Source organism: Streptomyces sp. NPDC037288, from assembly GCF_055603265.1.
Genome location: NZ_JBVJVY010000005.1, coordinates 144,020 through 166,694 on the forward strand (window position 1 = coordinate 144,020; position 22,675 = coordinate 166,694).

21 protein-coding genes are annotated in these 22,675 nt (G+C 75.1%); 1 reads left to right on the forward strand and 20 read right to left on the reverse strand.

Going from position 1 to position 22,675, the window contains the following annotated elements; all coding sequences use genetic code 11:
- Positions 1-101: 101 nt before the first annotated feature.
- The 6 genes from ACZ7GZ_RS08085 to ACZ7GZ_RS08110 form a co-directional block, all read right to left on the reverse strand.
- On the reverse strand, positions 102-383 hold the full coding sequence (locus ACZ7GZ_RS08085) for a hypothetical protein (RefSeq protein WP_471021980.1): 282 nt from the start codon (positions 381-383) through the stop codon (positions 102-104).
- A 9-nt stretch (positions 384-392) separates the two neighbouring features.
- Positions 393-1,730, reverse strand: coding sequence for a S8 family serine peptidase (locus ACZ7GZ_RS08090; RefSeq protein ID WP_471022222.1), 1,338 nt, complete (start codon positions 1,728-1,730; stop codon positions 393-395).
- Between the two features lie 264 nt (positions 1,731-1,994).
- Entirely contained in the window at positions 1,995-4,187 is a 2,193-nt protein-coding gene (locus ACZ7GZ_RS08095; RefSeq protein ID WP_471021982.1) for a serine/threonine-protein kinase, read from the reverse strand.
- A gap of 119 nt (positions 4,188-4,306) precedes the next feature.
- Positions 4,307-5,173 carry an oxygenase MpaB family protein gene (locus ACZ7GZ_RS08100; protein WP_471021984.1) on the reverse strand — a complete coding sequence of 289 codons (867 nt, stop codon included), beginning with the start codon at positions 5,171-5,173 and terminating at the stop codon, positions 4,307-4,309.
- 144 nt (positions 5,174-5,317) lie between these two features.
- A complete protein-coding gene (locus ACZ7GZ_RS08105; RefSeq protein ID WP_471021986.1) occupies positions 5,318-6,496 on the reverse strand; it encodes an acyl-CoA dehydrogenase family protein in 1,179 nt (392 codons plus the stop codon).
- 106 nt (positions 6,497-6,602) lie between these two features.
- Positions 6,603-6,974: a four-helix bundle copper-binding protein gene (locus ACZ7GZ_RS08110; RefSeq protein WP_471021987.1), complete on the reverse strand. Its 372-nt coding sequence runs from the start codon at positions 6,972-6,974 to the stop codon at positions 6,603-6,605.
- 187 nt (positions 6,975-7,161) lie between these two features.
- Here ACZ7GZ_RS08110 and ACZ7GZ_RS08115 point away from each other — a divergent pair, with 187 nt between their 5' ends.
- Positions 7,162-7,527 carry a DUF6479 family protein gene (locus ACZ7GZ_RS08115; RefSeq protein WP_471021988.1) on the forward strand — a complete coding sequence of 122 codons (366 nt, stop codon included), beginning with the start codon at positions 7,162-7,164 and terminating at the stop codon, positions 7,525-7,527.
- Between the two features lie 62 nt (positions 7,528-7,589).
- On the opposite strand, the gene ACZ7GZ_RS08120 is transcribed toward ACZ7GZ_RS08115, so the two are convergent.
- The 14 genes from ACZ7GZ_RS08120 to ACZ7GZ_RS08185 all read right to left on the reverse strand — a co-directional run bounded on the left by ACZ7GZ_RS08120 (position 7,590) and on the right by ACZ7GZ_RS08185 (position 22,667).
- The gene (locus ACZ7GZ_RS08120; RefSeq protein ID WP_471021991.1) at positions 7,590-8,045 is read right to left on the reverse strand and encodes an RpiB/LacA/LacB family sugar-phosphate isomerase; all 456 of its coding nucleotides are present in this window, start codon (positions 8,043-8,045) and stop codon (positions 7,590-7,592) included.
- A gap of 213 nt (positions 8,046-8,258) precedes the next feature.
- The gene (locus tag ACZ7GZ_RS08125; RefSeq protein ID WP_471021992.1) at positions 8,259-9,785 is read right to left on the reverse strand and encodes an ANTAR domain-containing protein; all 1,527 of its coding nucleotides are present in this window, start codon (positions 9,783-9,785) and stop codon (positions 8,259-8,261) included.
- 119 nt (positions 9,786-9,904) lie between these two features.
- Positions 9,905-10,369, reverse strand: coding sequence for an STAS domain-containing protein (locus ACZ7GZ_RS08130; RefSeq protein ID WP_471021994.1), 465 nt, complete (start codon positions 10,367-10,369; stop codon positions 9,905-9,907).
- 126 nt (positions 10,370-10,495) lie between these two features.
- A complete protein-coding gene (locus ACZ7GZ_RS08135; RefSeq protein WP_471021996.1) occupies positions 10,496-11,404 on the reverse strand; it encodes a glycosyltransferase family 2 protein in 909 nt (302 codons plus the stop codon).
- Entirely contained in the window at positions 11,401-12,345 is a 945-nt protein-coding gene (locus ACZ7GZ_RS08140; RefSeq protein ID WP_471021997.1) for a glycosyltransferase family 2 protein, read from the reverse strand. The genes ACZ7GZ_RS08135 and ACZ7GZ_RS08140 overlap by 4 nt, the downstream gene beginning before the upstream one ends.
- A complete protein-coding gene (locus ACZ7GZ_RS08145) occupies positions 12,335-13,333 on the reverse strand; it encodes a glycosyltransferase family 9 protein (protein ID WP_471021999.1) in 999 nt (332 codons plus the stop codon). Before ACZ7GZ_RS08145 ends, ACZ7GZ_RS08140 begins: the two co-directional genes overlap by 11 nt.
- A gap of 332 nt (positions 13,334-13,665) precedes the next feature.
- The gene (locus ACZ7GZ_RS08150; protein ID WP_471022001.1) at positions 13,666-15,096 is read right to left on the reverse strand and encodes a PfkB family carbohydrate kinase; all 1,431 of its coding nucleotides are present in this window, start codon (positions 15,094-15,096) and stop codon (positions 13,666-13,668) included.
- On the reverse strand, positions 15,093-15,794 hold the full coding sequence (locus ACZ7GZ_RS08155) for a D-sedoheptulose-7-phosphate isomerase (RefSeq protein ID WP_471022003.1): 702 nt from the start codon (positions 15,792-15,794) through the stop codon (positions 15,093-15,095). The genes ACZ7GZ_RS08150 and ACZ7GZ_RS08155 overlap by 4 nt, the downstream gene beginning before the upstream one ends.
- On the reverse strand, positions 15,791-17,023 hold the full coding sequence (locus ACZ7GZ_RS08160; protein WP_471022005.1) for a glycosyltransferase: 1,233 nt from the start codon (positions 17,021-17,023) through the stop codon (positions 15,791-15,793). Before ACZ7GZ_RS08160 ends, ACZ7GZ_RS08155 begins: the two co-directional genes overlap by 4 nt.
- A complete protein-coding gene (locus tag ACZ7GZ_RS08165) occupies positions 17,020-17,982 on the reverse strand; it encodes a glycosyltransferase (protein ID WP_471022006.1) in 963 nt (320 codons plus the stop codon). The genes ACZ7GZ_RS08160 and ACZ7GZ_RS08165 overlap by 4 nt, the downstream gene beginning before the upstream one ends.
- A complete protein-coding gene (locus tag ACZ7GZ_RS08170; RefSeq protein ID WP_471022008.1) occupies positions 17,979-18,989 on the reverse strand; it encodes a glycosyltransferase family 9 protein in 1,011 nt (336 codons plus the stop codon). Before ACZ7GZ_RS08170 ends, ACZ7GZ_RS08165 begins: the two co-directional genes overlap by 4 nt.
- Entirely contained in the window at positions 18,986-20,044 is a 1,059-nt protein-coding gene (locus ACZ7GZ_RS08175) for a D-glycero-alpha-D-manno-heptose-1,7-bisphosphate 7-phosphatase (RefSeq protein WP_471022009.1), read from the reverse strand. The genes ACZ7GZ_RS08170 and ACZ7GZ_RS08175 overlap by 4 nt, the downstream gene beginning before the upstream one ends.
- Positions 20,041-21,036 (reverse strand): glycosyltransferase family 2 protein, encoded by a 996-nt coding sequence (locus tag ACZ7GZ_RS08180; RefSeq protein WP_471022011.1) that lies wholly within the window; start codon positions 21,034-21,036, stop codon positions 20,041-20,043. The genes ACZ7GZ_RS08175 and ACZ7GZ_RS08180 overlap by 4 nt, the downstream gene beginning before the upstream one ends.
- Positions 21,033-22,667, reverse strand: coding sequence for a carbamoyltransferase family protein (locus tag ACZ7GZ_RS08185; protein ID WP_471022013.1), 1,635 nt, complete (start codon positions 22,665-22,667; stop codon positions 21,033-21,035). The genes ACZ7GZ_RS08180 and ACZ7GZ_RS08185 overlap by 4 nt, the downstream gene beginning before the upstream one ends.
- Positions 22,668-22,675 lie beyond the last annotated feature (8 nt).

Sequence of the window (22,675 nt, forward strand, 5' to 3'; positions counted from 1 at the left end):
GCCGACCCCTTTTCTCTTTTCCCCCCCCCCCCCCCCTCCCCCCCCCCCCCCCCCCCCCCCCCCCCCCCCCCCCCCCCCCCCCCCCCCCCCCGCCGCGTCGGTCATCGTTCGCGGTCACCCGGCCGGGGTCCCGACTGCGGCGGCCCGTACGGCTCGATGGGCGGATTGGCGAAGGGACCCGACACCCCCGGACAGCCGGTGATGTGCGCCGCCGCTTCCTCGCTGACCAGCAGGGCGTAGAGGCCCTGGGCCGGATCCACGGACACGAGTCCGTACGTCTCGTCGACCTGCTCGGGAGTGAGCCCGTACCGGCGCAGGGCGTCCCGCAGCGTCGCCCCGGCGGGCAGTGTCACCGTCACGAGGACGGTGGGGCCCTGGGTCATGCCCTCTCCTCAGCGATGACGGCCGTTCTTCCTGCGGCGGCGCGCCGCCTCGACGATGGCGGCCGCGTCAATCGTGCCGTACCCGTAGTCGAAGTCGAAACCGGCCATCCCGAGGTCGTCCGCCGTACGGCGCAGCAGAGTGCGCAGCTCGGCCGGGGACAGCTCGGCGACGGGCAGCTGGGAGCGCACCGCGGCCACCACACCGGACGCGACGGGACAGGACGCGGAGGTCCCGGAATCGGGCTCGTTCTCCCCGAACGCCTTCGATCCCGCGAAGTGGGTGTACGTGCAGACGTCCGGCTTGCGCCGGCTGAGCCGCCCGGGGCCCTGGGAGGAGTAGCCCACGCGGGCGCCGCGGAGGTCGACGGCGCCGATGGACAGCACACGGGGGTGCGAGTTGGCGCCGTTGATGGGCCGGTCGGGCCAGGCGCAGCGGATGTCGGGACACTCCCGTCCACAGTTGCCGGCCGCGAAGAGGATGTCCGCGCCCGCCTGTTCCAGGGCGCTGACGGCCAGGTTGAAGGGGTGCGCGGGGTTGTCGGAGTAGTTGCCCGGGTGGCCCGGCGGGAAGTCCCCGCGGGGGTCGAAGGAGCCCCAGCTGTTGTTGACCACCAGCGCGCGCCTGTCCTGCGGCATCGCGTCCAGGACGGTCCGCAGGTGGGCGAAGGCCGCCACGGCGTCCGTGAGCAGCGCGAGCAGGGGCTTCGGGCGCAGGATGGGGAGGTCCAGGAGGGTGGCCCTGGGGGCGGTGATCCTGGTGTCGAAGGCACACATCGAGCCGTGGGCGACCGGGAACTGGCCGAAGTTCCCGGTGACCCCCGCGGGCTTCCAGCTCCGCATCTCGTCGACGGTCACCTGCTCCCCCAGGACCTGGGACACGTGGGCGACGTTGATGCCGGTGTCGAGGATGGCGAGGGCGACGCCTTCGCCGTCCATGCCCTCCGACTTCAGGTGGTCGGTCAGCTTGCTGCGGATGTCGTGCCAGTCCCCGACCGGGCCGTCGCTGCCGCAAGTCGGCAGCGTCTGGATGACCGGGTCGGAGAAGATGCCGACGATGTCCGGACGGGCCGCAGACAGCATCGCGTAGCGGCTGGCCACGTCGTAGTCCTGGATCGCGCCGCGCACGAGGACACCGGCGTGCTCGGGGGCCATGGAGAAGGTGGCGGACTCCAGCGAGAAGGGGTCCACGCCCGGGGCCGCGGGCTGCGGCCGGGGCACCGGTACCGGCTCGAAGTCCGGGTCGAGCGCGACTCCGGGGATCTCACCGGCGACATCGGCGGCGGTGGTGGTCTCGCTCGGATCGATGACGGCTGCGACGACATCGGGCTGGGGGCGCAGGTGGATCATGACACGCACGGTTGACTCCTGAAAGCTGTGCGGGCGGCAGCAGCGCCGATGTGTGGAACCGGCGCGGGCGCGACCTCTGTGAGGGTGGGATTCCACCGGTGGCCGAGTGGCCGGTCACCGGGGCTCGCTCCACCGGGGACTGGCCTCACCATCTCAGGGCGGGGACGGCCGCCGGCACCGCCAAATAGGGGAGATACCTCTGGCACATGCCAAGGGCAGCAAGGGCAGCAAGGGCAGTACGGGGACGGCTGGGACGCTCCGCCGTCACCGCCCGCCAGAGGCCCGCCGCCGGCTCAGTACGGCGACCCTCCGGTACAGCTCCACCGCTTCGACGCCGCGGCCCAGGCGTTCGAGGCAGTGCGCCTCGTCGTTGCGGCCGGCGAGGGTGTCGGGGTGGTCCGGGCCGAGGATCTGCTCGCGGGTCGCGGTGATCCGCCGGTACTCCGAGAGGGCCTCCGCCCAGCGGCCCAGCCAGCCCAGGGCGACCGCGACCTCGCGGCGGCTGACGAGCGTGTCGGTGTGTGCGGGCCCCAGGGTCTGTTCGCGGAGCAGGCACACGTCGCGGGCCTCGGTCAGGGCGTCCTCCCAGCACCCGAGCCGGCCGAGGTTGACCCCGAGGCCGTGCCGGGCGCGCAGGGTCTCGGGGTGGGTGGGGCCCTGGACGCGGGTGCGGTCTCCGATCAGCTCGCGGTACACACGCAGGGCGTCCGCGCTGCGGCCGAGGCGGCCGAGGCTGAGGGCGGTCTCGTAGCGGGCGGCGAGCGTGTCGGGGTGGTCGGCGCCGAGGACGCCTGCTCTGGCCCCGGCGACCTCGCGGTAGATGTGCAGCGCCTCCTCCCAGCGGCCCGACTGGCCCTCGGCGTAGGCGACCTCGCAGCGCGAGACCAGGGTGTCGGGGTGGTCGGGACCGAGCACCCGGGCCCGGGCGGCGGCCACCTCCCGGGCCGTACGGCAGGCGTCGTCGAGGCGGCCGAGCCGGCCGAGGGTGCAGGCGAGGTTGTGGCGGCAGCGCAGGGTGTCGGGGTGGTCGGGGCCCATGACGCGCACGCGGGCGGTCAGCACCTCCGCGTACACCTGGTGTGCCTCGAAGTGGCGGCCCAGCCGTCCCAGCGCATAGGCGGTCTCCTGGCGGGCGGCGAGGGTGTCGGGATGGTCGGTGCCGAGAACGCGGGCTCTGGTCTCCGCGAGGTCCGTGTAGGCGGCCAGCGCTTCTGCGACCCGGCCGGCGCGCAGCAGGGCGAAGGCGGTTTCGTAGCGGCCGGCCAGGGCATCGGGGTGATCGGGGCCGGGCAGCGCGGTGCGCTCCGCGGGGCGTGCGGTGCGCTCCGCGGGAGGTGGCAGTGCCGGGCGCCGGACGTCCGCAGGTCCGTCGTGGCTCGGCGCGCCCACGCGACGGCAGTCGTCTGCCGGATACAGCCCCGCGGCCCCTCGGAGCGCTGCGGGCCACCGGTCCGACAGGGCCGCCCCCGGGTCCGGGGGCAGTGCGCCGGGCCCAGGCCCCAGCGCCTTGTGTCCGGTGGTCATGCCTCGGGTCCACGGCGGGAGGCGGAGTTCGCGCCGGGCGTCCGGGGGCGCGGGTGCTACGGCCGTAAGGGGAGCGGCCGTTGTACGCCCGCCCCGGATCCGGGCGAGCAACTCCCCTGCGTCGTACGGCCGTTCCTCGGGCCGTTTGGCCAGCAGGTCGAGGATGATCCGCTCCAGGTGGCCGGGCAGCTCGGGGCGTTGTTCGCGTGGGGGGCGGGGCGGGGTGTCGCGGTGGCCGATGAGGATCGCCCAGGGGTCCTCCAGGTCGAACGGCGGTGCCCCGGTGGTGATTTCGTACAGCACGCAGCCCAGTGAGTACAGGTCACTGCGCTGGTCGACCTCATCTCCGCCGATCTGCTCCGGGGACATGTAGTGCGGGGTGCCCAGGGCGACTCCGGTGCCGGTGAGCCGGGCGGCGGTGAAGCCGATGTCGTGGCCGAGGCGGGCGATGCCGAAGTCGCAGATCTTCACGGCGCCGTCGGCCAGCCGCACGATGTTGGCCGGCTTCAAGTCCCGGTGGACGACGCCGTGTTGGTGGGTGTAGGCGAGGGCGGCGGCGACCTGGGCGGCGATGTCCGCCACGTCGTCCACGGGCAGCGGATGACCTTTGTTGTCCTCCAGCAGCCGGCTCAGGTCGCGGCCCTCCAGCAGCTCCATCACCAGGTAGGGGACTCCGTCGGACTCGCCGAAGTCGTGGACGACGGTCACCCCGCGGTGCGAGAGGGCGGCGGCCACCCGGGCCTCGCGGCGGAACCGCTCCCGCAGGGCGCGGGTGAGGGACGGGTCGTGGCACGGGCCGAGCGGCTTGAGGCACTTCACCGCGACCTGCCGGCCGAGGGACTCGTCCCGGGCCCGCCACACCTCACCCATCCCGCCCCGCCCGATCAGGTCGAGCAGCCGGTACCGGCCCTGAACCAGCCTGTTCTCCCCCATAGCGATCCGCCGCCCCCGTCGCCGCCCGCCCCGCCGCCGGTGGGCCGCCGCGCACCGCACCCGGCCGTGTCGCACCGGCCCGATCCGCGCCACACCCCCTGCTCGTCCAGTATGGCGGCTTATCGTCCGACTTTGTACGGTGCCGGACGCGCGTCCGGCCCGAGCCTCGCCATGGCCCGCAGGATGTGTCTGGGCGGCAGTTGCCAGCGCACACGTGCCGGAACACGCCGCAGCAGCGCGCCCGTGGCCCGCAACCGGCGGGTGACGACGGCGGGTGCGGGGGCCGGTCTGCCGTACAGCTCGTGGGCGTACGGCGGCAGAGCGGCGTACGCCAACTGCGCCACGCGCCGCCACAGCACCTCGCGCGCCGGGACGAGGAGGGGGTGCGTCGGCGGGCGGCGCAGGAAGTCGTCCACCTCGCGCGCCTCGGGTCCGGCCGCCAGCCGCGGGCGCACCTTGGCGAAGTACGCGGCGAGTTCGGCCCGGCTCGCCGGTACGGTCTCCGGGCCCAGGCCCACCAGGCGCGCGCTGACCCGGTGTTCGGCTATGTACCGGTCGGCCTGGGTGTCGGTGAGCGGGAAACCGGAACGGCGCAGCACGTGCAGATAGGAGTCGATCTCCGCGCAGTGCACCCACAGCAGCAGCTCGGGCTCGTCGACGCCGTAGCGCTCGCCGGTGCCCGGGTCGGTGGCCGTCAGCATGCGGTGGATCTTCCGCACGCGCGCGCCGACCCGCTCGGCGGCCTCGGTGGTGCCGTACGTCGTCGTGCCGACGAAGTCGGCGGTGCGCATCAGCCGGCCCCAGGCGTCGCGCCGGAAGTCGGAGTTCTGCATGACCCCGCGGACCGCGCGCGGATGCAGGGCCTGGAGGTAGAGCGCGCGGACACCGGCGACCCACATCATGGGGTCACCGTGCATCTGCCAGGTCACGGAGTTCGGCGTGAACAGCCCGGGATCACCCATGCCCGCAGGTGTGACCACAGCCATCGGTTGTCACCTCCTATCGCCGCCGACCTGCGCCTTTGCCGACCAGCGCTGGCATTCCGCTGCACCGGCCGCGCGCATGAGGCACCGCTGTGCGGTGAGTGCCTGCCCAGATCGGTCCGGGTCTCGCCCGGGCCCGGAAGCAGGCTAGCGCCGCACCCTCGGCATCCCCAGGCCGATCCACGAGATGATCTCGCGCTGGATCTCGTTGTTGCCGCCGCCGAAGGTGAAGATGACCGCCGAGCGGTAGCCGCGCTCCAGTTCCCCGTGCAGGACGGCACCCGCCGAGCCCTCCTTCAGCGGTGCCGCGGCCCCGACGATCTCCATGAGCCAGGCGTAGGCGTCGCGGCGGGCCTCGGAGCCGTAGACCTTGACGGCGGAGGCGTCCTGCGGGGTGAGCGTGCCGTCCTGGACGGCCGTGACCATCTGCCAGTTCAGGAGTTTCAGCGCGTCGAGCCGGGTGTGCGTGCGGGCGAGCAGCCGGCGCACCCAGCCCAGATCGACCACGCGGCGGCCGTCGGCGAGTTTCGTCTCCGTCGCCCAGCGCTGGACGTCGTGCAGGGCGCGGACGGCCATGGTGCCGTGCGCGGCGAGCGTCACGCGTTCGTGGTTGAGCTGGTTGGTGATCAGCAGCCAGCCCTGGTTCTCCTCGCCGACGCGGCGGGAGACCGGGACACGGATGTTCTCGTAGTAGCTGGCGGTGGTGTCGTGGGAGGCGAGCGTGGTGATGAGTGTGCAGGAGTAGCCCGGGTCGGAGGTCGGCACCAGCAGCATGGTGATGCCCTTGTGCGGCGGGGCGGCGGGGTCGGTGCGCACGGCGAGCCACACCCAGTCCGCGGTGTCTCCGTTCGTCGTCCAGATCTTCTGGCCGTCGACGACGTACTCGTCGCCCTCTCGTACGGCTCTGGTCTTCAGGGAGGCGAGGTCGGTGCCGGCGTCCGGTTCGCTGTAGCCGATGGCGAAGTCGATCTCGCCGGAGAGGATGCGGGGCAGGAAGTAGGCCTTCTGCTCCTCGGTGCCGAACCGCATGAGCGTCGGGCCGACCGTGTTGAGCGCCATCAGCGGCAGCGGTACGCCGGCCTGCGCGGCCTCGTCGAAGAAGATGAACTGCTCCATCGCCGTCATGCCGCGTCCGCCGTACTCCTTGGGCCAGCCGACGCCGAGCCAGCCGTCGGTGCCGAGCCGGCGGATGGTGTCCCGGTAGAACCGCTTCTGCGCGGCCGGGTCGGCGTACCGGGCGTAGGCGTTGTCCGGGACCAGTTCCGCGAAGTAGGCGCGCAGTTCGGCGCGCAGTCGCTGCTGCTCGGGCGTGTGGTCGAGGTGCACGGCGCCTCCAGGCTCCCCCAGGGTGGTCCTGACGGCGCACACCGTAGAACGTGTTCCAGAAATAGGGAATGAGGGGGGTAGGAATTCCCGGATCCCCGCGGGAAGGTCACATGAGGCTCTGCAGGAACTCCGAGCAGGCGCCGGCGCAGTCCCTGCAGGTGGCTGCGGCCGACTCGGCGCCGGGCTGGTCGTCGAAGGCGCGGGCGCACTCCAGGCAGGCGGAGCGGCACCACTCCAGCCGGACCCGGATCTCGTCCTCGTCCTGCCGGTTCTCCTCACACAGGATGCGGCACGTGGAGTCGCACACCTCGGCGCACATGATGCCCAGCCTGCGCAGCCGCTCCTGGCGCTCGGTGCCGTCCGGGTCGACCAGGCTCGCGCGCACCGCACAGGCCCTGGCGCACTCGGTGCACGCCTGCGCACAGGCGAAGCGGTCTTCCAGGAACCGGTACAGCTGCTGCGAAGTGGGCGATGTCACATGGTGCGGGTAGCCGGGGCACGGGACCGCAAACCACCCTACGGACGCAGGGACACCCGTGCCGGCGCACACGGGGTGGCGTGGGGCACCGGGTCGCCGGGCGCCGTGGGCCCGGGATCGCCGTACGTACGCCGCCGTCACGCATTGCGTCCGGTTCGTCCGGTTATGGGCGGGGTATGCCTGTCCTATGAATACCGCATCGATGCAGCTGGCCGCAGCGAGCGGCCTGATGAGCCTCGTCCTGTTCATCGTGGCCATGGGCGTCCTGGCGCTGCTCGCCGGCGGCTTCTGGATGAACTCCCGCGTCAAGTACCGCGAGTCTCCTCGGCCCCGGCCCGAGGAACAGCCCAAGCTGCCGCCGGACGGCCCGGTGCGCGAAGTCCGGCAGAACAGGGAGTCCCAGGAGGTCCCCCAGACCCCCGAGGGCGGCCGTCCGCTCACCCCGTACGAACTGAGCAACATGGACTCCAAGCCGAGCGAGTCGAAGGATCGTCCGCGCTGGAGCCGGGGTTCCAGCGGCTCGTTCGGCGGCGGCGGACTGGGCGCCCACTGAATCCCGGCCCCGGACACGGGGTCGGCCCGCCGGCCCGGCCCGCGCCGGACCGCCGTACGCCTCTAGGAATCCTGCCGGGCGGCGTCCAGGCGGCCGACGCGGGCCACGTTCTGCCGGTCCTCGGGGTCCTGGCTGGGTTCCGCCGCGAACCAGGCGTCGAGGATCTCCTTCAGCAGCGGTTCGGAGGTCAGGCGCAGGCTCAGCGCGAGGACGTTGGCGTCGTTCCAGCGGCGCGCGCCGTCCGAGGTGACGGCGTCCGTGCACAGCGCCGCGCGTACGCCGGGCACCTTGTTGGCCGCGATGGACGCGCCCGTGCCGGTCCAGCAGCACACCACGGCCTGATCGGCGGCGCCCTCGGCGACGTCCCGGGCAGCCGCCTCCGAGCAGACCGCCCACTGCGCGTCGGCGCCCGGCCGCAGCGCGCCGTACGCCCGCACCTCATGGCCACGGCGCTGCAACTCGGCGACCAGGAGACGGGCCACGGGTTCGTCCATGTCGGAGGAGACGGAGATCCGCATACCGGGGAGCGTAGCGCTCGGAACGCGAACGCGACGCGGGGCGGCGGCGCGGGGGCCTCCTGAACGCGGCAATCGGCCCGGTGCTCGTGCACGCGGGGCTACGGCAGGCGGGTCCGGTTGGCCGGACCGGCGTGTCTTCCGGGCGGGACGCGTCCGGACCCCGGCGGGCGCTCAAGGCGGCCGCCGGGGTCGGGGGTAAGGAAAAGGCCGTTGTCAGGGGTGGTCGGGGCGCTGGGACGGAGGTACGCCACCGCCCTTGCCGCCGCCCTTCTCGCCCTTGTCCGAGCCGTGCGGGCGGGCGCTCCGGTCGGCCGCCTCGCGGGCCTTCCGCTCGCCGGTGTCCTGCGGGGTGGCGCCTCCCTTGTCACTGCGCCGCTGTTCGGGCTGCTGCGGATTGGACATGCGCCGGACTCCCTCCGGATGGTGCGGGGTGCATGCCTGTTCCGGGTTCCCAGGGCGTCGCGGTTCACCCGCACCCGGCACGGCCGGCGAGGAGGCGGAACCGCTCGCCGCCCGGTGGAGGTGTTCCAGGGCGTCGAGGAGCACCGAACGGTGGTACCAGCTCAGCCAGGCCGCCGTGTCGCAGGCCAGCAGGCCGAGGGCCTCGGCCTGGGCGGCGGTCGGCCGGTGCCCGGCGTCGGGCCAGTGCAGGGTGATCACACCGGTGCAGGAGCCGGCCGAGGACAGCACGGGCACGCTCTGCAGGGCACCGGTGCCCGTGGTCAGCAGGACGCGCCGGAACTCCTCGCAGAGCAGCGCGTCGGCGGCGACGTCGGGCACGCTCACCCGGCGTCCGCGCAGCCGGGCCACCGCGTCGGCCGTGCCCTCGTCCCGGCCGCGCACGAGATGGTCCACGAACGTGTCCACGCAGCCGTAGTGGGTCTCCAGCATCAGCGTGTTCGCGGCCGGGTCGACGAAGCGCACGTACCCGGCCGGCGCCCGCCCGATGGCCAGCGCCTCGTGCAGCACGGCGTCGATCATCTGCCGGCGGTAGCGGGGGTCCCGGCCGTCGCGGGCCAGGATCCGCAGCTGCGGCACGGGCAGGGAGCGCCGGCCCGGGAACCACACCTCGCCGTCCGGGGGCCGGGCCACCACCACCGCGGAGACGAGGACGCGCAGCGGCACGTTGAACCGCTGCGAGACGTCGCGCAGCACCCGGAAGGCGCTGCCCGAGTCGGGCAGGCCGTAGCGGACCATGAGCACGCCCTGCGCCATGCCGATGACCGGCGCGGTGCGCACCCGGGCGCGCAGCGCGCGCACCTCCTTGCGCAGATCCTCGTAACTGGGCCGCAGCGGATCCGCCATCTGCGACCGCCAGGCGGGCAGGTCCTCCACGCGGGAGGCGGTGCGGGCGAGCTCCCGTAGCGCCTCCTCGAGGGTGGCGTAGAGCCGGACGCCGTTCAGGCGGGCCAGGTGCACCGCCTCGCGCACACCGGGCCGCGCGCGGACGATGATCAGGTCCGGGCGTCCGGTGCGCGAGCGGGTCGTCTCGCTGAGCGTGTGCAGCACGGCGGCGCCGCCGAGCTGCACATGGGCCATGTCGAGGACGGGCCGCAGGCCCGCCCGGTCCGCCTTCTCGAGGTGGCCGCGCAGCTCCGCCGACCAGGCCTCGGCTCCCGCGGCGTCGAGGCTGCCCGACATGCGCAGCAGCAGCGCTCCCTCTGCGGGCAGTCCCTCCACCACGGACGACTCGATGACGAGCGGGGCCGGGGCGGGGGGCGGGTCGGAAGAGGGTTTCATGGCATCACCGGGATCAGACGTCGCACAAGACTCGAGGGGCCTCTTCCTGACCACTGTGCACGGTAGGTGTCCGACCCGCGATCGCGCCATCCACCGCGCCGGTGGGCCGGCCGGTGTTCTCACCAGGTGGTGCCGTCGGGCCGCAAACTCGCGCGTCGCGCGGCCTCCAGCGGTTCCTGCAGGGAGTTCAGGGCGGACGCCATCGTGGCGTGGGCCCGCACACCCGGCAGCCCCGCCGCGCGCAACGCCTCCCGTACGTGCGGCCGGGGCTGTACGACGGGCAGGGCGCGGCCGGAGAAGGCGAGGATCCCGGTCGCCCGGTCGACGGCGCGCACCGCGGCGGCGCAGGCGAGGTACAGCTCGGTCATGTCCAGCACGGGGTGTTCGCCGGCTCTGCCGGCCTGGGCGATGTGCTCGGCGAGCGCCTCGGAGAACTCCCCGGCGTTGGAGGCGTCGACCGTGCCCCGTGCCTTCAGGACGCTGACCGCGCCGAGCCCGGGACGCTGCTCGTGCACCGTCTGCAGGAGCAGCGGGGCCGGGCCGCCGGGGCGGAGCCGGACACGGGGGCGCTGACCGTCATCCATGGGGATCAGGCTTCCTCGGGGGAAAGGATCAGGATCAGCCAGCCGCGTCTTGACCGGGGAGTTCACTGTGCCTGTGACCCGCGCCCGGCGCAACGACTCGGGCCGGGCGTGTCGCGCTGTGTACGGTCAGCCGACATACCGCCGTGCGGGTGAATTCCGGCGGGCCCGCTCCAGCGCCGCGAGCCGGCGTTCCAGGTCCGGGGGCACGGGGTCGCGCTGGCGCAGCACCCATGGGAGTCCGGCGGTGGCACGGGCGAAGGCGCGCGCGGAGGCGGCGTCCCGGGGCACGGTCCGCAGCAGGTGCCCGGTGCGGCGCAGCGCCGGCAGCAGCGGGCGGCGCAGCCAGGTGAACCACAGCGTGTTGCGCAGGCCGAGGACGCGGCGGGCCGTGCTGTCGCGCAGCCGGGAGGCGTGGTGGTGGACGGTGAGGTCCTCGGCGTAGGCGAGCCACCAGCCCTGCCGCAACAGATCGCAGGCGAGCAGTTCCTCCTCGCCGCCGAGCCACAGGCCGGGGTGGAAGCCGCCGCCCGCGCGGAAGGCCTCGGTGCGCAGCACGGTGGCGGCGGCGAGGAAGGAGCCGAGGGCGGGGCCCGGAAGCCAGTCGGGTCCGGGCAGCGGGGACTCGCGCAGTTCGCGTACGACGGGGTCCTCGGTGCCGTCGGGTTCCACGATGATCCGCGCGGTGACGGCCGCGAGCCGGGGCCGGGCGTCGAGGAGGTCGGCGGCGCGGCGCAGGCTGCCGGGCTCCCACCAGGTGTCGTCGTCGCAGAAGGCGACGTAGGGCGTGCGGACCTGACGGACGGCGAGGTTGCGGCCGATGGCCCCGAGGTTGCGGTCCGGCCGCAACAGCGTCACCTGGGGGAATTCGCGGGCGACCGCTTCGGCGGTGCCGTCGGTCGAGGCGTTGTCGGTGACGATCACGCGGGGGTGTTCGGGCAGCCGGTGCAGCAGGGCGAGGGTGTGCAGCAGTTCCTCGCAGCGGTTGTGGGTGATCACGACGACGGTCGTACGGTCGTCGGGGGCGGTCCGGGTCATCGCGCGCTGTCTTCCTGCGGGCGTGGGGCCGCCTGTCGGTCGAGCAGGCGGGCGGCGTGTTCGACGTGCGGGGGCAGGGTGCGGCGGCGGGCCAGGGCGGCCGGGAAGCGCACGAGGGTCTCCCTGAGAGCGCGGCGCGCACCCGGGCGGCCGGCCGCGGCGGCCACGGCGAGGCCGGTGCCGGCCCGCAGGGCCACGGGCCAGGGGCGGCGCAGACAGGTGGTCAGCACGTGGTTGCGGCGGACGAGGAAGGGGCGGCCGGTGCGGCCGTGGTCCTCGGGGTGGTGGCGGGCGCGCAGCGCGGGTTCGTAGGCGACGCCCCAGCCCCCGGCGGCCAGGTCGTAGGCCAGCAGGGTCTCCTCGCCGCCGAAGAAGAGCAGCGGGTGGAAGCCGCCGACGTCGAGGAAGGCCTCCCGGCGCACCACACAGGCGCAGCCGAGGAAGCCGAGCACCGGGCGGCCGGGCAGGTCGGGTTCCGGGGGCAGGGGCGAGGCGGCGAGGACGGCGTTGAGGGGGTCGTCGGCGGCGTCTTCGCCGACCAGGGTGCGGGCGGCGAGCAGACCGAGCCGGGGGTGGTGGTCGAGGAGGTCGGCGGCGCGGCGCAGGCTGCCCGGCTCCCACCAGGAGTCGTCGTCGCTGAAGGCGACGTAGGGGGTGCGGGCGTGCCGGGCGGCGAGGTTGCGGCCGAGGGCGCCGGTGTTGGACGCGGGCCGCAGCAGGCGGGTGAGGGCCGGGTGGTCGCGCACGGCCCTGCGGGTGGTGTCGTCACGGGAGTTGTCGACGACGATGACGGGCGGCCGCTCGGGCAGCCCGGCCAGCGCGTCGAGCGTACGCAGCAGGCTGGCGGCCCGGTCGCGGGTGATGACGGCGACGGTGATCCGCGGGTCCCGTGCGGCGGCCGGCCTGCGGGTGAGGTCGGCGGCGGACTCATCACTGGACATGCGCCACCTCCGGTCCGGCCTGCCGGGGGCCGCCGGCTGCCGGCCCGAGCAGCCGCAGACAGGCCGCGGCGACCTCGCCGGAGCGGACGCGCAGCAGGCGGGCGTCGGGGGTGCGGCCGTGCGGGTCGCCGGGCGGGCCGGGCTTCCACAGGGCCAGGTGCGTCGGGCTCGGGGGCGGGCCCCACAGGTGCGGCGACACGGGGCCGAACAGGGTGACGGAGCGGGTGCCGTGGGCGACCGCGAGATGTGCCAGGCCGGTGTCGCCGCTGAGCACCAGGGACGCCTCGGCCACCAGCGCGGACAGCTCCGCGTACGGCAGCCCGCCGGCGAGGACGTCACGGGCCCGCTGCCCGCTGCGCTCGGCGACCGAACGCACGAGCGCGTCCTCGCCGGGCCCGCCGGTGACCACGACGTGGTGTCCGGCCGCGCGCAGACACCGTACGACGGCGGCGAACCGCTCCCCCGGCCAGCGGCGGGAGCCGGAGGCCGCGCCGGGGTGGACGACCACCGCGCCCGGCACCGGGGACGGCGTCCCGGGCCGGGGCAGACGCAGATCCATGGGGTCGGCCGGGATGCCGTAGGCGTGCAGGAACGCGCACCAGCGGTCCCGTTCGTGGTGGTGCTCCTGCCAGGGCGGGCCGTCCGGGCCGGCGTGGGCGAGCAGCCTGCGCGGGTGTACGGCCGCGAGGGCGTCGCGGCTCTCGGGGCCGTTGCCGTGCAGGTCGATCGCCACGTCGGGCGGCCTGCCGGTCCAGTGCGTGAGGGAGGGCACCGCCCGCCCCGGGGCCTCGGCGGCGAACACGGCGTCGATCGCCCCGGTGGCGAGCGCCGGTTCGGCGAGGCCGGCCGGCACGGCGAGGACGATCCGATGGCCGGGGAAGGCCCGCCGGATGCCGCGCAGCGCGGGCACACCGGCCAGCAGATCACCGAGCCCCAGCGCGCGCAGCACCAGGACGACCGGGGGGTGGGACGAGGGCGTGCGGGTCACCGGGTGACTCCTCCGAAGGGTGCGGCTGCCGTGGCGGAACGGCGGGCGGATACCACGTCCCGGGCGGTGGACGCGTACCGGATGGCGGAGCGGGCGCGCGGAGGCGGACGCCATCGGACCGGTGCTGGGCGGCGCGCGCATCGGGACCAGTGCCGTCACAGCGGACGCCTTGTACCGCCCCGGGTCGGCCAAGACCGCCGGCGGAGCGCACCGGGTGCCGATCCGGGACGACCAGGCACCGCGCACAGCCCTGGCACCGCCGAGCGGACGTGCCGGGTACCGGGTCCGCTGCGCGTCGGCGGGGGCTGTCGGGCGTGCCGGGGGTTCGGGGGTCACCTGGGGGTTCCTCCGGTGCGGGCCGGGGACTGGGCCGCGCGGTGGGCCAGGGCTGTGGTGGAGCGGCCGTCCAGGTAGGGCAGCAGCAGGACCTGGCCGTCCCAGCTCTCCACCAGGGGCTGTTCGGGCAATTCGGTGCGGGCGTAGTCGCCGCCCTTGGCCCAGATGTGCGGGCGGAGTTCGCCGAGGATGCGTTCGGGCGTGTCCTCGTCGAAGACGGCGACCGCGTCGACGCACTCCAGGGCACGCAGCACCCGGACCCGGTCGGGGGCCGGGACCAGGGGGCGTCCGGTGCCCTTGCGGCGGCGTACCGAGGCGTCGGAGTTGACGCAGACGATCAGACAGTCGCCGGCCCGGCGGGCTGCCTGGAGGAGCGCGACGTGCCCGGCGTGCAGCAGGTCGAAGCAGCCGCCCGCGGCGACGACGGTGCCGCCCGCCGCCCGGACCCGGGCGGCCGTGCGCACCGCGTCCGCCGTGGTGTCCCCGGAGGAGGGGGCCGCCTCGGGGGCGTCCGCCCGGTCCGCGGTGGCGACCGCGCGGGCGCCGCCCTCGGCGACGTAGCGGGTCGCGGCGTGGACGGCGGCCTGTACGGCGGCCTCGGTGAGCGCGCCGTCGGCGAGCAGGCCGGCGGCCGCCGCGGCGAACCGGTCGCCGGCGCCGCACGGGTCGCCCGCCGCGGCGGCCGGGGTCGGTACCAGCAGCGGTGTCTCGCCGTGGGAGAGCAGCGCCCCGCGCTCGCCCAGGGTCACGGCGACGGCCCGGACCTCCCACGCCCGGACCAGGGTGCGGGCGTCCCGGGCGGCGGTGCGCAGCCCGGCCTCGTCGCCCGTGCCGTCGGCGCCGTCCAGCCGCCGGGCGAAGGCGCGGGCCTCCTGTGCGGAGGGTGTGGCCAGACGGACGCCGGGGACCGGGGGCCGGCCGCGTACATGGGGGTCCCAGACCATGGGCGTCCGGGTGGCGGCGGTGGTCAGCGCCCCGCGCAGGACGTCGGCGGTGCCCCGCCCGTAGTCGGCGACCAGGACGCCGTCGGCTCCGGTCACGGCGGCCTCGGCGGCCCCCGTCGCCGCGCGGGCCCGCCCCTCGCCGTCGTCCAGGCGGAGCACCGGCCGGTCCCCAGCCATGACCCGGGTCTTGCTGCTCAGGGTGCCGTCCAGCGGCACCTCCACCAGGTCGACGCGGCCGGCCAGCAGCTCGCGCAGGGTGTCGCTGGCGGGGTCGTCGCCGAGCGCGGTGACGAGGGTGACCGGGCGGCCGTCGGTGGCGGCGAGGCAGGCGGCGAGGGCCGCGCCGCCCGGGCGGGAGCTGCGCCGGGTACCGTGCACCACCGGCACGGGGGCGTCCGGGGCCAGCCGCTCGGCCCGGCCGCACAGGTCGTGGTCGAGCAGCGCGTCGCCCACGACGACCAGGCGGGTGCGCGAGCTGTTCATGCGGGTCCCTTCCGGGGGGCTACGGGCGTGCCGTCCACGGACCGGCCGACCGTGCGGGCCCGGCCGACGAGCCGGCCGACGACACCCGGCCTGCCGTCCGCGCCGCTGGACCCGGTACGGTGCGCCGCCCCGCGCTCGACCGCGCCGTCGAAGGCCTCGCAGAGCATGTGCACGGCCACCAGGTGGAGTTCCTGCACGGTGGCGGCCACCGGCGCGTCCACGCACAGCGCGTCGTCCGCGCCGAGCTGGAGGGGGTTGGGGGCCCGTCCGGTCAGCGCCCACACCGTCATGCCGAGCCGGTGCGCGCACTCGGCGGCGGCCAGCAGGTTGGCGCTCGCGCCGCTGGTGGACAGCAGCATGAGCACGTCTCCGGGGCGGCCGTGGGCGGCGGTCTGCCGGGCGAAGATCTCCTGGACGCCGTAGTCGTTGGCGATCGCGGTCGTGGAGGAGGTGTCGGCGTGCAGGGCGACCGCGGAGAACGGCGGCCGGTCGTCGCGGTAGCGGCCGACGAGTTCTGCGGTCAGGTGCTGGGCCTGTGCCGCGCTGCCGCCGTTCCCGGCGACGAGCAGCCGGGCCCCGGAGCCCAGGCGGCGGGCGAGTTCGGTGCCCCACCGTGCGATGAGGGAGCCGTGCTCGCGGAACGCGTCCAGGGCCTTGGCGAGGTCGTCGCAGTGCGTGGTGTCGTGGACGGTCTTCATCGGACGACTCCCGAGAGCGAGGGGATCGAGGACACCGCGCCGTACACCGCCGCCACGCCGTCGGCCACGCGGTCCCAGGTGTAGTGGGTCAGCACCCGCTGCCGGCCGGCGGCGCCGTACCGGGCGAGCCGGTCGGAGTCGGTGAGGAGCGCGCGGACGACAGCGCCGAGGTCGTAGTCGTCGTCGGCCGGGACCAGCACGCCCGTGGTGCCGTCCACGACCGTGTCGAGCTGGCCGCCGACCGCGGTGGCGACGACCGGTGTGGCGCAGGCCATGGCCTCCAGCGGGACGATGCCGAACGGCTCGTAGCGGGGCAGCGACAGCACCAGGTCCGCGCCGGCCATCAGCCGCGGCATCCGGGCCCGGCTGATGCCGCCGAGCAGGGTGACGCGGTCGCTGACGCCGTACTCGCCGGCGATGGCGTACAGGCGCCGCGCCTCGGGTTCGGCGCCGAGGAGATCGGCCTCGGGGCCGCCCGCGACGAGCAGTTCGGCGTCGGGGATGCCGGCCAGGGCCCGGATGGCGCGGTCGAAGCCCTTGCGGGGCACCAGCCGTCCGACGGACAGCAGCCGCCTGCGGGCGCCGGGCGGGCGGGTGCGGGCGGCGGGCGCGAACTGGTCGGGGTCGACGCCGCACGGTACGACGCTGATCCGGTCCTCCGGCAGGCCCATGGCCTTCAGCTCGGCGACCTCGTCGCTGCAGGTGGCGATGATCCGCGCGCACTCGTGGCCGACGGCCTCCTCGATGGCGAGGCGCTGCGGCGGGCTGGTGTCGGCGGCGCCCTGGTAGCGCTTCTTGACCGTGCCCAGCGCGTGATAGGTCTGCACGACGGGTATGCCGAGGTCCCGGGCCCCGGCGAGGGCGGCCAGGCCCGACATCCAGAAGTGGGAGTGCACCACGTCCGGCGGGTTCAGTGACCACTGCCGGGCCAGGAACGCCCCGAACTCGTCCATGTGGGGCAGGAGTTCGTCCTTGGGGACGGGCGCGGGCGGTCCGGCGGGCACGTGCACCACCTGCACCCCGTCGATGAGGGTCACCCGGTCCGGCAGGCCCGCCGAGTCCCGCCGGGTGTACACCGTGACCCGGTATCCCTGTCTGGCGAGCTGCCGGGCTACCTGCGCCACGTACACGTTCTGGCCGCCGGCGTCCGGTCCGCCGAGCGCGGCCAGCGGGCTGGCGTGCTCGGAGACCATGGCTATGCGCCCGGCCGTGTGCGGAATGCGGCTCATCGGGTGACCTCCTTGATCAGGCGCTCCCAGTCGTCCAGGAAGCGCCGCTCTCCGTAGCGGGCCTGGGCCGCGGCCCGGGCCGCCGCGCCGGTGCGGCGGGCGAGCTCGGGTTCGGCCAGGAAGGCCCGTACGGCGTCCTCCAGTACGTCGAGACGGTTCGAGACCACCCCGGCGCCGTCGGGTATCGCCTCCCGTGCCTCGGTGGTGTCCAGGGCGACCACCGGCATGCCCAGGAACATCGCCTCCAGCAGCGACAGTCCGAGCGAGGTCCAGCGCACGGGGTGCAGATAGAGCCGGCAGCGGGCCATCTCGCGGTGCAGCTCGTGCTGGGGCAGGTCGCGGGTGCGGCAGCGGCCGGGGGGCAGGCCGAGGTGTTCGGCGAGCCCTTCGGTGCGCATGCCGAAGACGTCCAGGGGCGCGCACCGCGCGAAGCGGGGCAGCAGGTCGGTGCCGGTCGTACGGCCCCTGCGCACGGGGTCGTTGACGACGACGGCCGCGCGGCGCCCGGTGCCGGTCCAGCGGTGGCCGGGGTCGATGATGCCGTGTTCCACGACGTCGGTCGGGGCCTGCCCGTTGTTCCACATGAGCCGGTTGAAGTGGGTGACGTGCACGACCGGGATCTCCGACTGCCCGGCCAGCGGGTGGAGTTGCCGCTCGGGGGATTCGTCGGGGCTGTTGTGCTCGACGTACACGGCGGGCACGTCCACGCCGGGGCGGCGGCCGGTCCAGCGCAGGGCCAGGTCGAGTTCGTGCGGCCGTTGCAACACCATCAGGTCGATGTGGTGGTCCCACAGCTCCTTCGGGGTGTGCTCCTCGACGGTCTCGGGCCAGTCCCAGGTCACGGCACGGCCGAGTCCGTCGGGGCCGCGGTCGTCGGTGACCGGGACGAGGTAGGTGTGCGGGCCCTGCACGAAGGCGGTGAGCCACGATCCGTGCACGTGCCAGACGAGGATGTTCATGAGTGCCGCTCCTGGATGAGCTTGTGCACCGCGCGCACCACGTCCTGGCCGGTGACCTCGTCCAGGCAGGGGTGTCCGGGCACCGGGCAGGTCAGCGCCCTGGTGTTCGCGCACGGCGCCGACTGGTCGCCGAGGAGGATGGCGGGGACGCCGTACGGTGCCCAGCGCTCGGCCGGGACCACCGGTGCGAACAGCGAGACGACCGGGGTGCCGACGGCCGCGGCGAGGTGGGCGGGGCCGGTGTTGGCGCTGATCACGACGTCGGCCATGCGCAGTACCCCGGCGAGGGTCCGCGGGGAGGTCCGCCCGCCGAGGTCGACGCCCGCGTCGCCGCTCACGCACCGGGTGAGCAGGCGCTCGTGCGGGCCGCCCGTGACGACCACGCGGTGCCCGGCGTCGGTGAGCAGCGCGACCGCGTCCGCGCACCGGTGGGGGTTCCAGGCGCGGGCGGGCGCGCTGGCTCCGGGGTGCAGGACGACGTACGGGCCGTTGCCGGTGAGGCCGCTGGTGTCCGGTGGCGGGAACACACGCAACCGCCCCTCGTCTCCCGGAGGCAGCCGGAAGCCCATGGCGGCGGCGGTGTCGAGCGCCGCCTCCACCTCGTGACGGCCCGGCAGCCGCCGGTGCCGTACGTCGAGCAGCCGCCCGGGGTGGTCGACGCTGTCGGCGCCGATCCGGCCGACGCCGGCCAGTCGCAGCAACAGTGCGGTGGGCAGCGGGCTCTGGTGGAAGGAGGTGAGGACGAGCGCGGCGTGGAAGGCCTCGGCACGCAGCCGGCCGACTATGTCCTCGACGTCCTGCGGGTTCACGTCGGGCGGGTCGAAGCCCTCCCAGGGCGCCTCCCACACCAGCACCTCGTCGACCCCGGGCAGCATCCGCGCCGCGTCCGCGCCGCGCGGACCGCACAGCATGGTGACGCGCGCGCTGTGAGCGGCGACGGCACGCACGGCGGGCCCGGCGAGCAACACGTCCCCGAAGCTGTCGAGCCGGACGACGAGAGCCTTCACGACGACCGCCCCCTACCGGGGAACGCCGCGTCCGGCCGGGACGACCACGCACGGCCCTCGGCCGCCGGGCCCCGTTCGGAGGACCGACCTCGCCCCAGGCCTGCCGCGTCCCGCTCGGACGGCTGGACTCGGCCCGGAGCCACCGCGCCTTGCCGGGACGACCAACTCCCACCCGGAGCCACAGCGTCACGCGAAGACGACCGCACTCGGCTCTGCGCCGCCGCACCCCGCCCCGACGGCCGGGCTCGGACCGGAGCTGCCGCGTCCCGTTCAGACGGCCTCACCCCGGCCGAGCCCGTCGGGTCCGGCGAAGGCGACCGCGTGCGATCACGGCCCGGCGTCTCCGGCGAAGGCGACCGCGTGCGATCACGGCCCGGCGCGTACCACGAAGACGGCCGTGCTCCGCCGGATGCAGCCGCCTCCTCACGAGGCGGCTGCATCCGGGCCGCACCTGCGGGCTGCCGCCAGGAGGGCCGCGGCCGGTCAGGGGCCGGCGCTTCCCGCCGCGGGGCAGCCGTGCCGGTCGGCCCCGCCGCACCCGCCAGGGCCCTGCGGACCGCGGTGAGCACGTCAGGGGCGCTCTGGTCGGTGAAGCGTGCCACTTCGGCCGGCGCGGTGCACGCGTTGGGGACGAGCACCCCGTGGGCGCCGGCCGCGCGGGCCGCGAGTACGTCGGCGGCGATGTCGCCGATCACCAGGCACTCGGCGGGCGGGACGCCGAGGCGGGCGGCGGCCGCGAGGATCAGGCCCGGGCGTGGCTTGCGGCAGTGGCAGCGGGCGTCCGGGGTGTGCGGACAGAACTCCCAGGTGTCCAGGCCACCCAGCAGCGCGTCGGCGCGCGCGTTGACCCGGCGTACGTCGTCGGCGCTGAGCAGGCCGCGTCCGATGCCCGACTGATTGCTGACGACACCGGTGGCGAGGCCGTGGGAGCGGGCGAGTGCGACGGCCGCCGCGGCGCCGGGCAGGAGCCGGACGCGGCCGGGGTCGGCGTTGTAGGGCACGTCCTCCACGAGGGTGCCGTCGCGGTCGAACAGGACGGCGGAGACAGGTTTCACCCCGCACCTCCCAGCGGTCGTGCGTGCCGGTGGCTGACGACTCCGCGCAGCCAGTGCCGCACGGCGAGCGGCGGGATGAGCACGCTCGTGCCGAGCATCCCGGCGATCTCGCGGGCCGTACGGGGGCCGGGCAGGATGCGGGCCAGGGCGAACTCGGCCGTGCCCAGCGTCCACAGGGCCGCGCAGGCGGTGGCGGCGCGGCGGCGGCCGGCGAGGGCGCAGGCAGCGGCGGTGAGCGCGGCGCCGGTGACCACCAGGTGGCGGTGCAGCCGGCCGCGGGGCGCCTGGGCGCGGGCCCACCAGTCGCGGCCGTGCAGCCGGTACATCAGCGCGTCGTCGGCGTTGCCGCGCTGCGCGGGCAGCGAGGCCCACCAGTGCGCCGGCCGGACCGGGTGCCGGGTGATCCGCCTCCCCCTGATCAGCGACCAGCCGGCCCGCTGTATGCGCAGGGCGAGGTCGGCGTCCTCGCGGAAGGCACGCGGGAAGCGTTCGTCGAAGCCGGCGACCCGGGTGAGGGCGTCGGTGCGGTAGGCCATGTCGGCGGTGGCCCAGGCGGCGTTCTCCAGGCCTTTGGTGTTGCGCTCCCAGTCCGTGGGCCGGCGGTCCAGGGGCAGGGGGACACGCAGCTGTCCCTGGATGCCGCCGACGTCCTCGCCGGCCTCCCGCAGGTCCTCGGCGAGCAGCCGGGACCAGTCGGGCAGCACCTGGACGTCGTCGTCGAGGAAGACCGTCCAGGGGGTTTCGACGGTACGCCAGCCGGCGTTGCGGGCCGCGGCCGGACCCTTGCCGCCGGTGCGCAGGATCCGCACCCGGTCGAGCAGCGGCCCGGCCGCCCGCAGGGGCAACTCGCCGTCGGGCGCGGGCCGGTCGTCCACCACGATCACCTCGTGCGGCGGCTGCCCCGCGGCCTCGGCGAGCGCCCGCAGGCACTCGGCGAGGCAGGGACGGCCGATCGTCGGGACGACGACGCTGTAGGCGGGCACGGCGGTCATGCGAACGCCTTCCCGCGGCGGACCGCGAACGGCCCGAGCACCAGCAGGTCCACGGGTGCGGAGCCGAAGCACTCCAGCGCGTCGCGCGGGTCGTCGACCATGGGCCGCCCGGCGGTGTTCAGGCTGGTGTTGACGACCACCGGCAGCCCGGTACGCCGCTCGAAGCCGTCGATCATCCGGGCGACCAGGGGCTCCTGGGCGCGGTCGACGGTCTGGATGCGGGCCGTGCCGTCGACGTGGACCACGGCGGGGATGCGGGCCCTCCAGTCGGCGGCCACCTCGTGCACGAACAGCATGTGCGGGCTGGGCAGCGGCCCGTCGAACATCTCGGCGGCGCGCTCGGCGAGCACCATGGGCGCGACCGGCCGGAACTCCTCACGTCCCTTGACCGCGTTGAGCCGTTCCAGGTTGTCGGCCTTGCCGGGGTGGGCGAGCAGCGAGCGGTGGCCGAGGGCGCGCGGCCCGTACTCACTGCGGCCCTGGAACCAGGCCACGATCCCGTCGGCGGCCAGCGCCTCGGCGGCGGTCTCGGCGATGTCGGCGGGCTCCTCGTACGGTACGGCCGCCCGCTCCAGCCACGCCCGCAGCTCGGCGTCGGTCCAGCCCCGGCCGAGGGCGGCGGTCGGCATCGGCTCCAGGGTGTCCTTCTGGCCGGCGACATGCGCGGCCGCGCCCAGGGCCGTACCGGCGTCTCCGGCGGCCGGCTGCACCCACACGTGCTGGAAGCCGCTCTCGCGCCACAGCCGGGTGTTGGCCACGCAGTTCAGCGCGACACCGCCGGCCAGGGTGAGCGCGTCCTCGCCGGTGCGCTCGCGCAGCCACCGGGCGAGGGCGAGCATGGCCTCCTCCAGGCAGAGCTGGGCGCTGGCGGCGAGGTCGGCGTGGTCCTGGCCCCAGGCTCCGCCGGCCGGGCGGGGCGGGACGAGGTCGGCCCAGGGGACGGGCCGGGCGCGGAACCCGCCCTGCGCGTCGGCCTGGACATACTCCCGCAGCCGGGCTGCGAAGCGCGGGGTGCCGTAGGAGGCGAGGGCCATCACCTTGAACTCGTCGCTGCTGCGCAGGAAGCCGAGGTGCTGGGTGAGGTCCTCGTAGAACAGGCCGAGGGAGTCGGGCAGTTGCTGGGTGCCGAGGACCGTCAGCTCGCGGTTGGTGTAGCGGCCGGCCAGGTGGGAACCGCACTCGCCGCGGCCGTCCAGGACGAGGACGGCGCAGTCCGGGTACGGCGAGACGGGCCCGGCGGAGGCGGCGTGGGCCACGTGGTGCGGGACGAACTTCACCTTGGCCGGGTCGAGCCCCGGCAGGGCCTCGGCGAGGAAGCCGGGAGCCTGGCGGGCGTACTCCTGGCGCAGGTGGTCCCAGGGGTCGTTGAGGCCCATCCGCTCGGCGGGGCGGGCGAGCGCGGGGGCGTAGGAGTACGCGACGGCGTCCAGGTCGGACGGGGTGAGGCCGGCCTGCTCCAGGCACCAGCGGGCCGACTGCTCGGGCAGCTCCCAGGCGGAGAAGGGAACGGGCCGCTTGCCGTGTTTGCGGCGCGAGAACCGCTCCTCCTCCGCCGCCGCCACGATCTTGCCGTCGGTGATCAGGGCGGCGGCGGGGTCGTGGAAGAGTGCGTTGATACCGAGGACATGCATGCGCTGCT